The organism is Rhodococcus sp. IEGM 1330 (genome assembly GCF_033142445.1).
Taxonomy (GTDB): domain Bacteria; phylum Actinomycetota; class Actinomycetes; order Mycobacteriales; family Mycobacteriaceae; genus Rhodococcoides.
In genome coordinates, this window is sequence record NZ_JAWLSB010000001.1 from 950,794 (window position 1) to 964,657 (window position 13,864).

General features: G+C 66.1%; 11 protein-coding genes. 6 read left to right on the forward strand and 5 right to left on the reverse strand.

The window, feature by feature from the left end:
- Nucleotides 1–38: 38 nt before the first annotated feature.
- From R4P57_RS04395 to sthA, 3 genes are all read right to left on the reverse strand, one after another.
- Nucleotides 39–1,079 (reverse strand): alpha/beta hydrolase, encoded by a 1,041-nt coding sequence (locus R4P57_RS04395; RefSeq protein ID WP_317801592.1) that lies wholly within the window; start codon nucleotides 1,077–1,079, stop codon nucleotides 39–41.
- Between the two features lie 228 nt (nucleotides 1,080–1,307).
- Nucleotides 1,308–2,252: a PAC2 family protein gene (locus tag R4P57_RS04400; protein ID WP_317801593.1), complete on the reverse strand. Its 945-nt coding sequence runs from the start codon at nucleotides 2,250–2,252 to the stop codon at nucleotides 1,308–1,310.
- Nucleotides 2,253–2,455: 203 nt separating this feature from the next.
- On the reverse strand, nucleotides 2,456–3,871 hold the full coding sequence (gene sthA / locus R4P57_RS04405; protein WP_317801594.1) for a Si-specific NAD(P)(+) transhydrogenase: 1,416 nt from the start codon (nucleotides 3,869–3,871) through the stop codon (nucleotides 2,456–2,458).
- A gap of 164 nt (nucleotides 3,872–4,035) precedes the next feature.
- Between sthA and R4P57_RS04410 the strand changes: the two genes are divergently transcribed.
- The 4 genes from R4P57_RS04410 to R4P57_RS04425 all read left to right on the forward strand — a co-directional run bounded on the left by R4P57_RS04410 (nucleotide 4,036) and on the right by R4P57_RS04425 (nucleotide 7,839).
- Nucleotides 4,036–5,121 carry an S-(hydroxymethyl)mycothiol dehydrogenase gene (locus R4P57_RS04410; RefSeq protein ID WP_317801595.1) on the forward strand — a complete coding sequence of 362 codons (1,086 nt, stop codon included), beginning with the start codon at nucleotides 4,036–4,038 and terminating at the stop codon, nucleotides 5,119–5,121.
- Nucleotides 5,118–5,750 (forward strand): MBL fold metallo-hydrolase, encoded by a 633-nt coding sequence (locus R4P57_RS04415; protein WP_317801596.1) that lies wholly within the window; start codon nucleotides 5,118–5,120, stop codon nucleotides 5,748–5,750. Before R4P57_RS04410 ends, R4P57_RS04415 begins: the two co-directional genes overlap by 4 nt.
- A gap of 112 nt (nucleotides 5,751–5,862) precedes the next feature.
- Nucleotides 5,863–6,573 carry a DUF5642 family protein gene (locus tag R4P57_RS04420; RefSeq protein ID WP_411742288.1) on the forward strand — a complete coding sequence of 237 codons (711 nt, stop codon included), beginning with the start codon at nucleotides 5,863–5,865 and terminating at the stop codon, nucleotides 6,571–6,573.
- 150 nt (nucleotides 6,574–6,723) lie between these two features.
- Nucleotides 6,724–7,839 (forward strand): DUF4192 domain-containing protein, encoded by a 1,116-nt coding sequence (locus R4P57_RS04425; protein ID WP_317801597.1) that lies wholly within the window; start codon nucleotides 6,724–6,726, stop codon nucleotides 7,837–7,839.
- 41 nt (nucleotides 7,840–7,880) lie between these two features.
- On the opposite strand, the gene galE is transcribed toward R4P57_RS04425, so the two are convergent.
- Both galE and R4P57_RS04435 read right to left on the reverse strand, forming a co-directional pair.
- Nucleotides 7,881–8,861 carry a UDP-glucose 4-epimerase GalE gene (gene galE / locus R4P57_RS04430; protein WP_317801598.1) on the reverse strand — a complete coding sequence of 327 codons (981 nt, stop codon included), beginning with the start codon at nucleotides 8,859–8,861 and terminating at the stop codon, nucleotides 7,881–7,883.
- A 46-nt stretch (nucleotides 8,862–8,907) separates the two neighbouring features.
- The gene (locus R4P57_RS04435) at nucleotides 8,908–9,594 is read right to left on the reverse strand and encodes a metal-dependent transcriptional regulator (RefSeq protein WP_317801599.1); all 687 of its coding nucleotides are present in this window, start codon (nucleotides 9,592–9,594) and stop codon (nucleotides 8,908–8,910) included.
- A gap of 185 nt (nucleotides 9,595–9,779) precedes the next feature.
- On the opposite strand from R4P57_RS04435, the gene R4P57_RS04440 reads away from it, so the two are divergent.
- Both R4P57_RS04440 and R4P57_RS04445 read left to right on the forward strand, forming a co-directional pair.
- Nucleotides 9,780–11,048, forward strand: coding sequence for an acetoin utilization protein AcuC (locus R4P57_RS04440; protein WP_317801600.1), 1,269 nt, complete (start codon nucleotides 9,780–9,782; stop codon nucleotides 11,046–11,048).
- Nucleotides 11,049–11,112: 64 nt separating this feature from the next.
- Complete coding sequence (locus R4P57_RS04445; RefSeq protein WP_317801715.1) at nucleotides 11,113–13,770, forward strand: GNAT family N-acetyltransferase; 2,658 nt, start codon at nucleotides 11,113–11,115, stop codon at nucleotides 13,768–13,770.
- The last annotated feature ends 94 nt before the right edge of the window (nucleotides 13,771–13,864 follow it).

The window sequence follows — 13,864 nt, forward strand, 5'->3', positions numbered from 1 at the left end:
CGCATCGACACCGCGCCCGGCGCAGGCGAGTCGACGCGTCAGGTGGCGCTGCGTTCGTCCGAGCCCATCGCTCCGAGCACCGCGAGGCGGGTACTCGCGCTGCCGGTGATCATGTCCTCGCCGACACCGGTGATGAGAAGGTTGCGCCACCGCACCTCGTCGAAAGTCAGCGACGGTGTGGAATCGATGAAGTCCTCGACGACCTGCAGAAAGCGCATCGGATCGTCCCGGAACGGGAAGTGTCCGGAATTCTCGAACACCTCCAACGTGGAACCGGGCATGGCCGAGTGCGCGAGGCGCGCATGACTGACCGGAATCACCGAGTCCTGGTCACCCCAGACGAGCAGAACGGGCAGGTTCTCGGTGAGGTAACACCGGTCCAGCATCGTGACCACCTGGCCGCGCCAGTCCACGACGGCGCGCAGGGTCCGCAGATACGCCTCGTACGTCGTCGGGGCCGGGAGTTCGCTCAGCACTCGGATGAGATCCGGAGTGTCGTGTAGAAGCGTCCCGGGTCGCAGAGGAGAGCTGTGCAGTTTGCTCAGCAGGCCGCCCGCCAACTTCACCGCGGGGATCGCGCCCGGCAAGCGGAGCAGTTTGACCGCCTCGCTGAGAAACGGCATGGACGCCAGACGAAGAATGGGATGTACGTCCTTGGTGACGCCACCGGAGGACACCAGAGCCAACCTGTCGACCATGCCCGGGAACTGGTAGGCGAACTGCATGGCGACGCCGCCGCCCAGCGAGTGCCCGACGACGGTGACGTGTTCGATGCCCAGCACCGAGAGCAGGTCACGCATGCCGTTGGCGTACGCGGCGACGGAGTAATCCGCACGCGGCTTGTCCGAGCGACCGTGCCCCAGCAGATCCGGAGCAATGACGGTGTAGTTCTTCGCGAGGTGCGGGATGACTTCGTTCCACGTCTCGGAGTTGTCGCCGATACCGTGGATCAACAGCAGCACCGGACCTTCGCCGGCCATGCGGAATGCCCGCCGGTATCCGTGAATGGTCCGGAAGATCAGCCGTGGTTCTTCGTCGGGAACCGGGCGGAGCTTGCGACTGCGCGGAGTGGTACTCATCTGCGCCTCCTGACATTCCCTGGTGCACCGCGCGCGGCGGCACAGAACGGCGACGCCGTGCACGAGTGTGTAGACGTACGTACCGGAGTACGTGTTGGTACGACTCTTGCACGAGATGTCGCTCGGGGCAGAACATCGGGCGTATTTGCGGTTACAGGTATGTTTCGATCGGCTTGGGCTGTCCGATATGCCCGCCGAAGCGATGATGTTCTGTGACCACTCACACTGTTACCGCTCGGGGGTGTCCTCTCCCTCGTCGAGACCTGCCTGCTCGGCGAGGAAGCGCTCGAACTCGGCCCCGAGCTCGTCGCCGCTCGGCAGTGGTTCGTCACTGGCCAACAGCGTCGACTGCTGTTCCTGCGCGGCAACGTAGGTGTCGTACTGGCGCTCGAGCGCCTGCACCACCGACTGGACTTCTTCGTTTCCGGTGATGTGCTCGTTCACCTGTTCCCGAACTCGCGCCGCGGCTTCACCCAGCGCGGCCAGCGGCAGATCCAACTCGGCGGCCTCGCTGACGTTCTCGAGCAGCGTTTCGGCTGCACCGGGGTAGTCCGTCTGGGCGAGGTAGTGCGGGACGTGCACCGAGAACCCCATCGACTCGTGACCGTGCTGCGCCATCCGAAGCTCGAGCAGGGACGAGGCGCTGCCGGGAACCTGCAGGTCACCTGCCCAGCTGTTGCCTTCCTTGACCAGCTCCTTGTCGCTGGCGTGGGCCGTCACACCGAGTGGCCGGGTGTGCGGAATGGCCATCGGGATCGAGCCGAGACCGATGGTCCGACGGACGCCGAGCTGTTCGGCGAGCAGGCGCACAGCGGTGGTGAACTTCTCCCACCGCAGATCAGGCTCCATACCGGCCAGCAACAGGAACGGAGTGCCGGTTCGGTCCTTGACGGCATAGAGGTTCAGTTCGGGAGCGTCGTAGTCCGAGAAATGATCGGACTTGAACGTCATCGTCGGCCGACGGGACCGGTAGTCGATCAACTCGTCGACGTCGAACGACGCGACCAGCTCCGATTCCAGGCTCTCGCGCAGATGAGTCGTTGCCAACTTCACTGCGTGACCTGCGTCGGAGAACCCCTCCAGGCCGTGCACGAGGACGGGTCCGACGCCGTCGTTGGAGAAGATTTGCGGTGCCGGAAACTCCAGCTCGTACATCTTCGACTGTTCGGTCATGGCCGGGCCCCTTTCGGATCGACTCGTCGGTACCTCGACGCGAGATTCGAGCCAGAATACGCCGACCCTCGGCTCGCGCCGTGTACGCGCCGACGTCGAACGTGGCGAATCACTACCCGAGAAGAACAACCGGTTGCCCGCCGTTCATTCCCCGGCGGTCGTTCGATCTGCCGTCGAGTCGCTGCTCGGTGACACCGAGACGATCAGCGGTCGAAATTCGCCAGCGCGCGGATCTTGTTGGTGACGTCGAGCGCTGCGACCTTGTATGCCTCGGACAGCGTCGGGTAGTTGAACACGGCATCGACGAGGTAGTCGACGGTGCCGCCGCACCCCATCACCGCCTGCCCGATGTGCACCAGATCCGTCGCACCCGACCCGAAGATGTGCACGCCCAGTATCGACCTGTCCTCGGTGGAGACGAGCAACTTCAACATTCCGTACGAGTCGCCGGCGATCTGACCCCGGGCGAGTTCGCGGTACCTCGACACTCCGACCTCATAGGGGACCGATCCCTTCGTCAGGTCGACCTCCGTGGCTCCGACGTACGAGACCTCGGGGATGGAGTAGATGCCGATGGGCTGCACGTCGGTCAGCTTGGCGCTGGACTCGCCGAACGCGTGGTAAGCCGCCAGCCTGCCCTGATCCATCGACGTCGCGGCCAACGCCGGAAAACCGATGACATCGCCGACCGCGTAGATGTGGTCGACCTTGGTCTGGAAATGCTCGTCGACGAAGATACGACCACGCGCGTCGGCCTCGAGACCGGCGTTCTCGAGTTCGAGTGCCGTGGTCAGACCCTGGCGTCCGGCCGAGTACATCACCGTCTCCGCCGGGATCCGCTTGCCGCTGGCAAGCGTCGTCACCGTTCCGTTCGGGCCGACGTCGACAGCGGTCACCGCCTCCCCGAAGCGGAACGTCACCGCGAGATCGCGGAGGTGGAACTGCAACGACTCGATGATCTCGCGATCGCAGAAGTCGAGCATCGAATCACGTTTTTCGACGACGGTGACCTTCGTTCCCAGTGCAGCGAACATCGACGCGTACTCGATTCCGATGACACCGGCCCCGACGACGACCATCGATGCCGGAATGAACTCGAGGTTGAGGATTCCGTCCGAGTCGAGCACTCGATAGTCGTCGAACGCGATGTCGGCCGGACGGGCGGGAGCGGTGCCGGTGGCGATCACCACATTGGCGGCCTTGACGGTGATGCGTTCGCCCCGCATCTCGTCTTCGATCACGATGGTGTGCGCGTCGAGGAACTTGCCGACACCGGTGATCAACTCGATGCGGTTGCGGAGCAATTGCGAACGCACCACCTCGATCTCCTTGCCGATCACGTGCTGGGTTCGGGCCAGCAGGTCGGCCGGAGTGATATCGGCCTTCACCCGGTAACTCGCCCCGTACAGCTCACGTTGATTCATGCCCGTGAGATACAGAACGGCCTCGCGCAGCGTCTTGGACGGGATGGTGCCGGTATTGACGCAGACCCCGCCGAGCATGTGGCCCTTCTCCACGATCGCTACCCGCTTGCCGAGCTTCGCAGCCGCAATGGCCGCCTTCTGGCCACCGGGGCCGGAGCCGATGACCACCAGGTCGTACTCCATGGGTTCAGACATTCGTCATAGGTACCGCTCGTACGCAAAGACTGCGTGCCCACCCGGTCACAACCTTGTGAACTCCACGATTCGGTGCATCGAACCCATGCAGATGTCGCCACGTGCTGATGCGTTGTGCGAGGCTGAACAGAGCACGAAACACCCGATTTACAGTGGAGGAACACATGCCGCAGCAGGTCCGCGCCGTCGTCGCCAAGAGCAAGGGCGAGCCCGTCTCCATCGAGACGATCACCATCCCCGATCCCGGGCCGAACGAGGTCGTCGTGAAGATCCAGGCCTGCGGGGTGTGCCACACCGACCTGCACTACCGCGAAGGCGGCATCAACGACGAGTTCCCGTTCCTTCTCGGACACGAGGCGGCCGGAATCGTCGAGACCATCGGCGACCGCGTCGAGCACGTCGAGGTCGGAGACTTCGTCGTCCTGAACTGGCGCGCCGTGTGCGGCGAATGTCGAGCCTGCAAGCGCGGCACCCCGTGGTACTGCTTCGACACCCACAACGCAGCACAGAAGATGACCCTCGAGGACGGCACCGAGCTGACACCGGCTCTGGGCATCGGCGCATTCGCCGAGAAGACCCTGGTGCACGAGGGCCAGTGCACCAAGGTCGCCGCAGACGCCGATCCCGCCGTCGTCGGACTGCTCGGCTGCGGAGTGATGGCCGGGCTGGGAGCAGCGATGAACACCGGCAACGTCTCGCGCGGAGATTCGGTTGCCGTGATCGGCTGCGGCGGTGTCGGCGATGCCGCGATCGCCGGAGCACGCCTGGCCGGCGCATCGACGATCATCGCGGTCGACCGCGACCCCGGCAAGCTCGAATGGGCACTCGGCCTCGGAGCCACCCACACCGTCGACTCCTCGGTCGTCGACGCGGTCGAGGCCGTGCAGGAACTCACCGGCGGCTTCGGTGCCGACGTGGTCATCGACGCCGTCGGTCGCCCGGAGACCTGGAAGCAGGCGTTCTACGCACGCGACCTCGCCGGAACCGTGGTGCTCGTCGGCGTGCCGACTCCCGAGATGACCCTCGAGATGCCGCTGATCGACTTCTTCTCCCGCGGCGGATCGCTCAAATCCTCCTGGTACGGAGACTGCCTGCCCGAGCGCGACTTCCCGCAGTTGGTGGATCTGTACCAGCAGGGCCGTCTGCCGCTCGAGAAGTTCGTCTCCGAACGCATCACCATCGACGACGTCGAGGCAGCCTTCACCGCGATGCACGAGGGACGCGTCCTGCGTTCCGTGGTGGTCCTGTGAGCGGGCAGTTCCGCGTCCAGAATGTCGTCACCTCGGGCACGTTCAGCCTCGACGGCGGCACCTGGGACGTCGACAACAACATCTGGCTGATCGGCGACGACGACGAGGTGGTGATCGTCGACGCAGCACACACCGCGGCCCCGATCGTCGACGCGGTTGCCGGCCGGACCGTCAAGGCCGTCATCTGCACCCACGGTCACAACGACCACGTGACCGTGGCACCCGAGCTCTCGGACACCCTCGACGCGCCGATTCTGCTGCATCCAGCCGACGAGATGCTATGGGAACAGACGCACCCTGGCGTCGGGCACTCGACCCTCGAGGACGGTCAGCGCATCACCGTGGCCGGAACCGACATCCTGGCGTTGCACACGCCCGGGCATTCACCGGGATCGACGTGCCTGTATCTGCCGGAAGCGGGGGAGTTGTTCAGCGGCGACACCCTCTTCTCCGGCGGTCCGGGTGCCACCGGACGGTCGTACTCGGATTTCCCGACCATCATCGGGTCCATCCGTGATCGGCTCTTCGCGCTTCCCGTCGACACCCGAGTGAACACCGGCCACGGTGACGGGACGCGCATCGGTGACGAAGCACCGCACCTCGAGGAGTGGATCGCCCGCGGCAGCTGAATTCGCGACACTGCGGCGGGTCGCCTGCCGCGTTCGAGGTGGTCGGAATGAGACAGTGGTGGGACGCCGGAGCGTGTGCTGCGGCGTCCCACCGACCCGAAGAGGACGTCTTGTGAGCCCCGCCGCACGCAGAACCCGCCTGTCCATCGCCGCGACCTCGGCGGCGGTCGCAGCTCTCGTGCTGGTCGGCTGCAGTTCCACCGTCACCGGCACTCCCGAGCCCAGCGCGGGGGCCGCCACCTCGTCGTCGCAGTCCGGCGTGGATCTGAACACGTTGCTGATCGACCCGTCCAGCTTCCCGGCACCGTACGACGCCCTGGTGCTGCCCCAGCAGGCGATCTCGCAAGCCGCACCCGATCTCAGCGGAATTCCTGCCGGTGCAGAGGTCAGCCCGGCAGGATGCAAGCCCGCCGACCAGGATTTCGGCCCGACGGGCACGGCCATGATCGTGGGCACCGACAACGACAGTCGATCCACCATCTCGATCGAGTTGACCGCAGTGGACGAACCGCTCTCGGCGCGCAAGGAGCAGCTCGAACAGTGCGGCGAGGTCACCGCAACCAAGTCCGGTGCGACCTCGACGGTGACCTCCACTCTGACGCCGGCACCACCCATCGATGCGGACGACACCTTGGCCGTGCGGCAGACCGTTGCCTCGGGAGCCGGCGGCGACGCCGTCACCCAATCGATGCTGACGTTGATGGCCCAGATCGACGGAGTGCGAGTGTCGGCCACGTTCATGTCGTTCGGCTCGGGCACGCCCGATGCGATGACCCTCGACGAGCTGTTCACCGCGGCAGTCCAGAAGGTCGGCCAGAGCTGACGCAGCCCTAGCAGACGGCACCGACACGACACGGGCGTCGTCAGCTCCGGCGACACGATTCATCCACAACACCGCAGTTCTCCACAGGGCAGTACGAACGCCCAGGTCGAGACTCGTCGGCCGTCGGGACCCCGGTCAGGATTCTCCGGTATGTACACACCGACGAATTCTCACGACAACTTCGACTCCCGCCATCGCGTTCGCCTCGGCCACGCGAGCGACCTGATGGCAGCCGTGCCGGCCATGCTCGGGTTCCACCCGCATCGGTCGATGGTGCTCATCGCGGTCAAGGACGGCGGTGCCAGCATCGGACCCACGATGCGTCACGACCTCGTCCTGGCAGGCGAACACATCGATCGGCGCGCAGGCAGTCACACTCGCGCGACCCCGGAGATGCTCGACGTCATCGGCTACCTGGCCGGCTACTGCGCGATGGAGAACATCCCCGCAGTCATGGCGGTGTTCGTCGACGACAGGCTCGATCGAGCCGTCAGAACACCGCATCTGCTCGACGTGGAAGCGCTGGTGATCGAACTCGACGCCACACTCGCATCGTTCGGAGTGCAGCTCAGCGAGGCCCTCGCGGCGTCGGAGATCGCCGATTCCGCCGACTGGTGGACGTTGCGTGGACCGCAGCGGCACGGCGTGATGTCCGATCCGGCGGCATCGCCGATGACCGTCGCCCGCGTGCTCGACGGCTACTCCGTCCGACGGTCCAGGCGCGAGCTGGCCGAGACCATAGCGCCGGGCCCCGACGCGACCGTGCGGGCCGTGGCCGCCGAGATCTCGAGACAACGACGGGACGGCGGCCGGTCTGGTGCCGACGAGCTGAAGTCGGTGCTGTCCTACGTTGCGCGGGGACCGTACGACACCGAATTGGACCCGACCGACATCGCTCGGATCGCACTCGCGATCGGTCACGTCCAGGTTCGTGACGCTCTGCTGGCGCTGACCCTCGGCGAAGACGCGGGATTCGTCGAAGAGTTCTGGGCGACGATGTCCCGCGTCCTGCAGAAGGGCGAACGAGCCATCGCCGCAACACTTCTGGCCTTCAGTGCGTACGTGCGCGGAGATGGGCCGATGGCCCGTATCGCGATCGATGCGGCACTGGAAGCCGACGAGACCTACTCACTGGCGCGACTGTTGGACAGATCGCTCAGTGCAGGCGCTGGTCCCGAGCTCGTTCGCGAAGTGGCCGAGAGCGGTTTCGCATGTGCACGCGCCTGCGGAGTTCTGTTACCCGGCGACCCGTTCGGTCGGCGGTGACGGCAGTTGGGCTCGTCGAAGACCCGCCGCTGCGACGTGGGTCAGCGCGCCGCGTGTGACCGGTCGCCGAGCTGCTGCAGGAAGGTCCACGCATCGGCCACGATTCGATCGAGATCGGTCAGCTCCGGCGTCCATTTCAGCTCCTCGACTGCACGCGCGCTCGACGCGATCAGGACGGCAGGATCACCGACACGACGGGGAGCATGTTCGACGGCGATGGGCAGGCCGGTGACGCGCTCGCAGGACGAGATGACCTCGTGCACGGAGAATCCGGTCCCGCTGCCGAGGTTGTAGATGGTGTGCTCGCCCGGTTGTGCCGCGTCGACGGCGAGGATGTGCGCCTCGGCGAGGTCGGAGACGTGGATGTAGTCCCGAACAGCCGTACCGTCCGGAGTGGGCCAGTCGGTGCCGAACACCGAGATCTTCTCGCGCTGTCCGAGAGCGACCTGAAGCACGAGCGGAATCAGGTGGGTCTCGACGACGCGATTCTCCCCGAAACCGTTGTAGGCACCGGCGACGTTGAAGTACCGGAGGCTGGTGGCGGCGAGGCCGTAGGCCGCCGCGTACGACGTGATCGCATGATCGATTGCGAGCTTGGTGGCACCGTAGGGATTGGTGGGGCGGGTGGGTGCGTCCTCGGTGATGGGAGTCTTCTCGGGCTCGCCGTACGTGGCGGCGGTCGAGGAGAACACCAGCTTCTCGGTGCCGGATGCTCGGATGGCGTCGAGCAACGCCAGCGAGGTGACGACGTTGCCGCTCCAGTACTTGTCGGGCGAGACCACCGACTCGCCCACGAGAGATTGCGCGGCGAAGTGCAGGACGGCGTCGAAACCGCCGCCGATCAGCACGTCCGCGGCCACGTCCTTGATGTCACCCTCGACGAATGTGGCACCACCGGGCACGGCGTCCCGATTACCGGTGGACAGGTTGTCCACGACCACGACCTCGTGACCGCGCTCGACGAGCACGGCGGCGCAGACGCTGCCGACGTATCCCGCACCACCGGTAACCAGAAGCTTCACTGTTCGTTCTCCCTCACACGCGTTCGACGCCGTCGCCGGTGTGAGGTCAGACCTTCTTCACCTGGACGGCGTGCGCCATTTCCTCGGATATGTCGACACCGCTGTGTCCTGGCACCGTGATCGTGACCGATCCGGGCTTGGCTTCGACTGTAACCCGAGCATCGGGGACCACGCCCGCCTCGCGAAGCTGAGCGATGACCTCCGGGTCGGACTGAACGTGCTCGGCAAGGCGTCGCACCACGACTGCGGTCGGCTGGCCGACGGGCACATCGGTGAGGCGGATGAGAGCCTCCGGCGCCAGAGTCGACTGGCCGAGACCGAGTTCCTCCAGACCGGGGATCGGGTTGCCGTACGGCGAGGTGGTCGGGTTGTTCAGGACAGCGACCAGACGCCGCTCGACCTCCTCGCTCATCACGTGTTCCCAGCGGCATGCTTCGGCGTGCACGTCTTCCCAACGCAGACCGATGATGTCCACGAGCAGACGCTCGGCCAAACGGTGCTTGCGCATGACCGCAACCGCCAGGCTTCGGCCCTTCTCGGTCAGCTCGAGGTGCCGATCGCCTGCGACGGACAACAGCCCGTCGCGCTCCATCCGAGCAACGGTTTGGCTGACGGTGGGTCCACTTTGTTCCAGCCGCTCGGCGATTCGCGCGCGGAGCGGAATCACGCCCTCTTCTTCCAAATCGTAGATCGTCCGGAGGTACATCTCCGTGGTGTCGACCAGATCCTTCACACTCAACCCCTTCGTCGGGCTCGATCCTACCGTCAGCGCCCCGAAATAGGCGCTGCACCCAGCCGCAGCGGGCGCGGCGCACCACAACGGTGGACGTCGTTTCCCATGGCTTCTCACAGGGGGACTCTCGGGACAACAGCGGAACCCGGCAACACCATCCCGCCCGACAACGTAGTTTTGTCCCTATGTCTGATCAGGCGACACGCGCCGCCGCGTCCATCCCGAACCGCCCCGAGGACATCGTCGTGTGGAGCGCGGACTACCTCGGCTACCGGTGGAGCGACGACCACCCGATGAACCCGACTCGACTCGATCTGACGATGGCGCTCGCCACCGACATAGGCCTGCTCGAGGGCGTCGAGTTGGTCGAACCTGCCGCTGCACCGGATTCCGAGCTGCTCCGGTTTCACACCAGCGCCTACATCGAGGCCGTCAAGCAGGCACCGTCGCATGGCCCGGCCCTCCGCGATCCCGACGACGTCGTACACGGACTCGGCTCCGACGACAATCCGGTGTTTCCGCAGATGCACGAGGCGAGCGCCATGCTCGCCGGTGGCTCGCTGGCCGCTGCCCGCGAAATCGCGTCGGGTCGTGCTCGACGCGCAGTGAGCATCGGTGGCGGCATGCACCACGCGATGGCGGACTGGGCCTCGGGCTTCTGCGTCTACAACGACGCCGCGATCGCCATCTCGTGGTTGCTGGACAACGGGTTCGACCGAATCGCCTACATCGATGTCGACGCTCACCACGGGGACGGCGTTCAAGCGGCTTTTCTCGGTGACCCGAGAGTGCTCACCGTCTCGTTGCACCAACATCCGGCGACGCTGTGGCCGAACACCGGATGGTCGACCGAGGTGGGAACCGAACGCGGTGAGGGAACCTCGATCAACGTTCCGTTGCTGCCCGGCACCGCGGATCGGTTGTGGCTGCGCGCGTTCCACGCGATCGTGCCGGGTGCGATCGCGGCGTTCAAGCCCCAGATCATCGTCAGCCAATGCGGAGTCGACAGCCACCGCGAAGATCCCCTCGCCGATCTCGCTCTGACCGTCGACGGCCAGAACGCTGCATTCCTGGCCATGCGTGATCTGGCGGACAAGCACTCCGAAGGTCGGTGGTTGGCCGTCGGCGGTGGAGGGTACGGCTTGGTGCGCGTCGTTCCACGGTCCTGGACGCACCTCATCGCTGCCGCGCTCGGTCGCGAGATCGACCCGATGTCGGCGCTGCCGGACACGTGGCGCGAGCGAGTACGGACCATGGCACCGAGTGTCGACCTGCCGCAGACCATGGGTGACGGGGGAGACGTCGACTATCCAGCGTGGGACGGACCTGGTGGATCTCTCGCCGGGACCGACGGCACCGACCGGGCGCTCGAACGCGTCGACTCGGCGATCATCGCCACCCGTCGAGCAGTGTTTCCACTGCTCGGACTCGATCCGGAGGACCCGCGTGACTGATCCGACCGACAGCCCCTCGGCCGAGGAGCCGGCCGCTGCGGCGTCGGACCCGAGCGGCAAGGACCTGGCCAGAGAGCGAGCGGAGACATCCTTTCCGCAGCACTGGGTTGCCGACGTTCTGACCTCCGACGGCGGTGTGGTGCACCTGCGTCCCATCGTCCCGTCGGACTCCGAGCGGATCGTGGCGTTCCACGGGCGGCTGTCCGAGCGGACGAGATACCTGCGATATTTCGGTCCCTACCCCACGATGCCCCAGCGTGACGTGCTCAACTTCACCACGGTCGATCACCACGACAGGGTGGCGTTCGTCGCGGTGCTCGGTGACGACATCATCGCGGTCGGCCGGTACGAACGACTGCCCGAGGGGGACGGCAATTCTGCCGAGGTCGCCTTCGTCGTCGCCGACGCGCACCAGGGCCGCGGGCTGGGGCCGATCCTGCTCGAACACCTTGCGGGAGCGGCCGCCGAGAACGGGGTGAACATGTTCGTCGCCGAGGTGCTCGCCGAGAACCGGAACATGGTCACCGTCTTCCGCGAAGCGGGTTATCAGGTCAGCAGGTCCTTCGAGGGTGGCGTGCTGCGACTGGAGTTCGCCATCGACCCCAGCGAAGCTCTGCTGTCGGTGCGCAATTCGCGTGAGCGTGCTGCCGAGGCCCGCAGTGTGCGCAACGTGCTCAGCCCACGATCGGTGGCCGTGATCGGAGCATCGACGGACAGCTCGAAGGTGGGCAACGCCGTTCTCGCGAATCTGTTGGCGGGCAACTTCACCGGCCCGGTCTATCCCGTCAATGCCGACCATCGTTCGGTTCGCGGGGTCCGCGCCTACGCCACGGTGCACGACATTCCGGATCCGGTCGATCTGGCGATCGCAGCGGTACCGGCCGATGCGATCGACGCGGTACTCGACGACTGCCTCGACAAGGGCGTCAAAGCGTTGCTGGTGGTGTCGGGTGGATTCGGCGAGACCGGACCTGCAGGGCAGGAGAGCGAGCGCAGGCTTGTGCTCGCCGCTAGGGCGCACGGAATGCGGTTGATCGGCCCCAACGCGCTCGGTGTGGCGAACACCGATCCCGAGTTCGGCCTGAACGCCACTCTGGCTCCGCATCTGCCCACTCCGGGCAACGTCGGGTTCTTCTGTCAGTCCGGCGCCCTGGGTATCGCGATTCTGGACGAGGCCGCCAACCGCAGGCTGGGACTGTCGACGTTCGTCTCGGCCGGAAACCGCGCCGATGTGTCCGGAAACGACCTACTGCAGTACTGGGATTCGGACCCGGCCACCGAGGTGATCCTGCTGTACCTCGAGAGCTTCGGTAATCCCAGAAAGTTCACCAGGATCGCCCGACGGGTGGCGCGCAGCAAGCCCATCATCGCGGTCAAGAGCGGCCGCGGGGCCGTGCCACCCGCACATGCCATCGGTGCCGACATCGATGATTCGATCGTGCGCGCACTGTTCGCGCAGGCCGGAGTCATCCAGGTCGACACCATCTCCGAACTCTTCGACTGCGCCGTCCTGTTCGGAAATCAGCCTCTTCCGGTCGGCCCGAGGGTTGCCGTGGTGGGGAATTCGACGGCTCTGGGTGTGCTGGCAGTGGACGCGGCGCGAGCCAAGGGCCTGCATGCGAGTACGCCGACCGATGTGGGCCCGCAGGCGGGACCCGAGGAATTCGCCGCGGCCGTGTCGTCGGCGCTGGCCGCATCCGACATCGATGCCGTGATCGTCGTGTTCGTGCCACCGGTCGCGGTCGAGGTCGAACCGTTCGCGGCCGCGCTCGGCAACGCCGTCCGTGGATCCGACAAGCCCGTACTCTCGACGTTCCTCGCCACCGAGGGCATTCCCGACGTCCTGGCGGTCCGCGGACCGGGTGGGCACCCCGTCCGTGGTTCGGTGCCGTCGTACTCGAGTCCGGAGCGGGCCGTTGCGGCGCTGGCTGCTGCGTGGCGGTACTCGTCGTGGCGTTCGCGGCCGGTGTCGAATCTCGTCCGTCCCAAGAGCATCGACTCCGAACGTGCCAAGCACCTGGTCGAGGGATGGCGGTCGGCGGGCAGTCACGGACGGTGGCTCTCGGATTTCGAGACCGCAGAACTGCTGGGCTGCTATGGCCTCGACGTCGTGGCCTTTCGGACCGTGACCGACGAGGACGAGGCCGTCGCCGCAGCAGACGAACTGGGATACCCGGTAGCGGTCAAGGCGACCGGCGAGCGGTGGCGGCACCGGCCGGATCTCGGCGGAGTGCGCCTGGACATGGCCGACGCCTCGGCGGTGCGGGTGGCGTATCGGAATCTGGCGGCGGACTCGGGCGAGCCGTTACTGCACGTTCAGCGCATGGCGGTCAAGGGAATCGGCTGCGTCGTACGCGTACAGGACGACCCGTCGTTCGGATCGCTCATCTCGTTCGGTCTGGCCGGGGTGATCTCGGATCTGTTGGGCGATCGTGCCTACCGGGTGCTGCCGCTGACCGAGGACGAGGCCGCGCAGCTCATCGATGCGCCGAAGGCGGCTCCGCTGCTGTCCGGATATCGCAATGCGGTGCCCGTCAACAAAAATGCCCTGATCGACCTCGTTCAGCGAGTTTCTGCCCTGGCAGAAGACATCGCGGACATTCGCGAGATCTCGTGCGAGCCGGTTCTGGCTTCCGCCGACGGTGCGCAGATCACCGACGCCCGGGTCCGCATCGGGCCGGAGCCCACCAAAGCCGACCTGGGTCCGCGTCGCCTGCGCTGAACGGACGGGCCACGAAAGCGGCAGCCGAGTCGACGTCCCGAGGGGGAGGGAACGTCGGCTCGGCTACCGCGTGAGGTGGCGCGAACAGGGGTGA

Excerpts from the sequence above, each read along its gene's own strand:
- R4P57_RS04440 (WP_317801600.1), top strand. The coding sequence starts at position 9,780 with ATGTCTGATCAGGCGACACGCGCCGCCGCGTCCATCCCGAACCGCCCC.
- R4P57_RS04395 (WP_317801592.1), bottom strand. The coding sequence starts at position 1,079 with ATGAGTACCACTCCGCGCAGTCGCAAGCTCCGCCCGGTTCCCGACGAA.
- sthA (WP_317801594.1), bottom strand. The coding sequence starts at position 3,871 with ATGTCTGAACCCATGGAGTACGACCTGGTGGTCATCGGCTCCGGCCCC.
- R4P57_RS04425 (WP_317801597.1), top strand. The coding sequence starts at position 6,724 with ATGTACACACCGACGAATTCTCACGACAACTTCGACTCCCGCCATCGC.
- R4P57_RS04410 (WP_317801595.1), top strand. The coding sequence starts at position 4,036 with ATGCCGCAGCAGGTCCGCGCCGTCGTCGCCAAGAGCAAGGGCGAGCCC.
- R4P57_RS04400 (WP_317801593.1), bottom strand. The coding sequence starts at position 2,252 with ATGACCGAACAGTCGAAGATGTACGAGCTGGAGTTTCCGGCACCGCAA.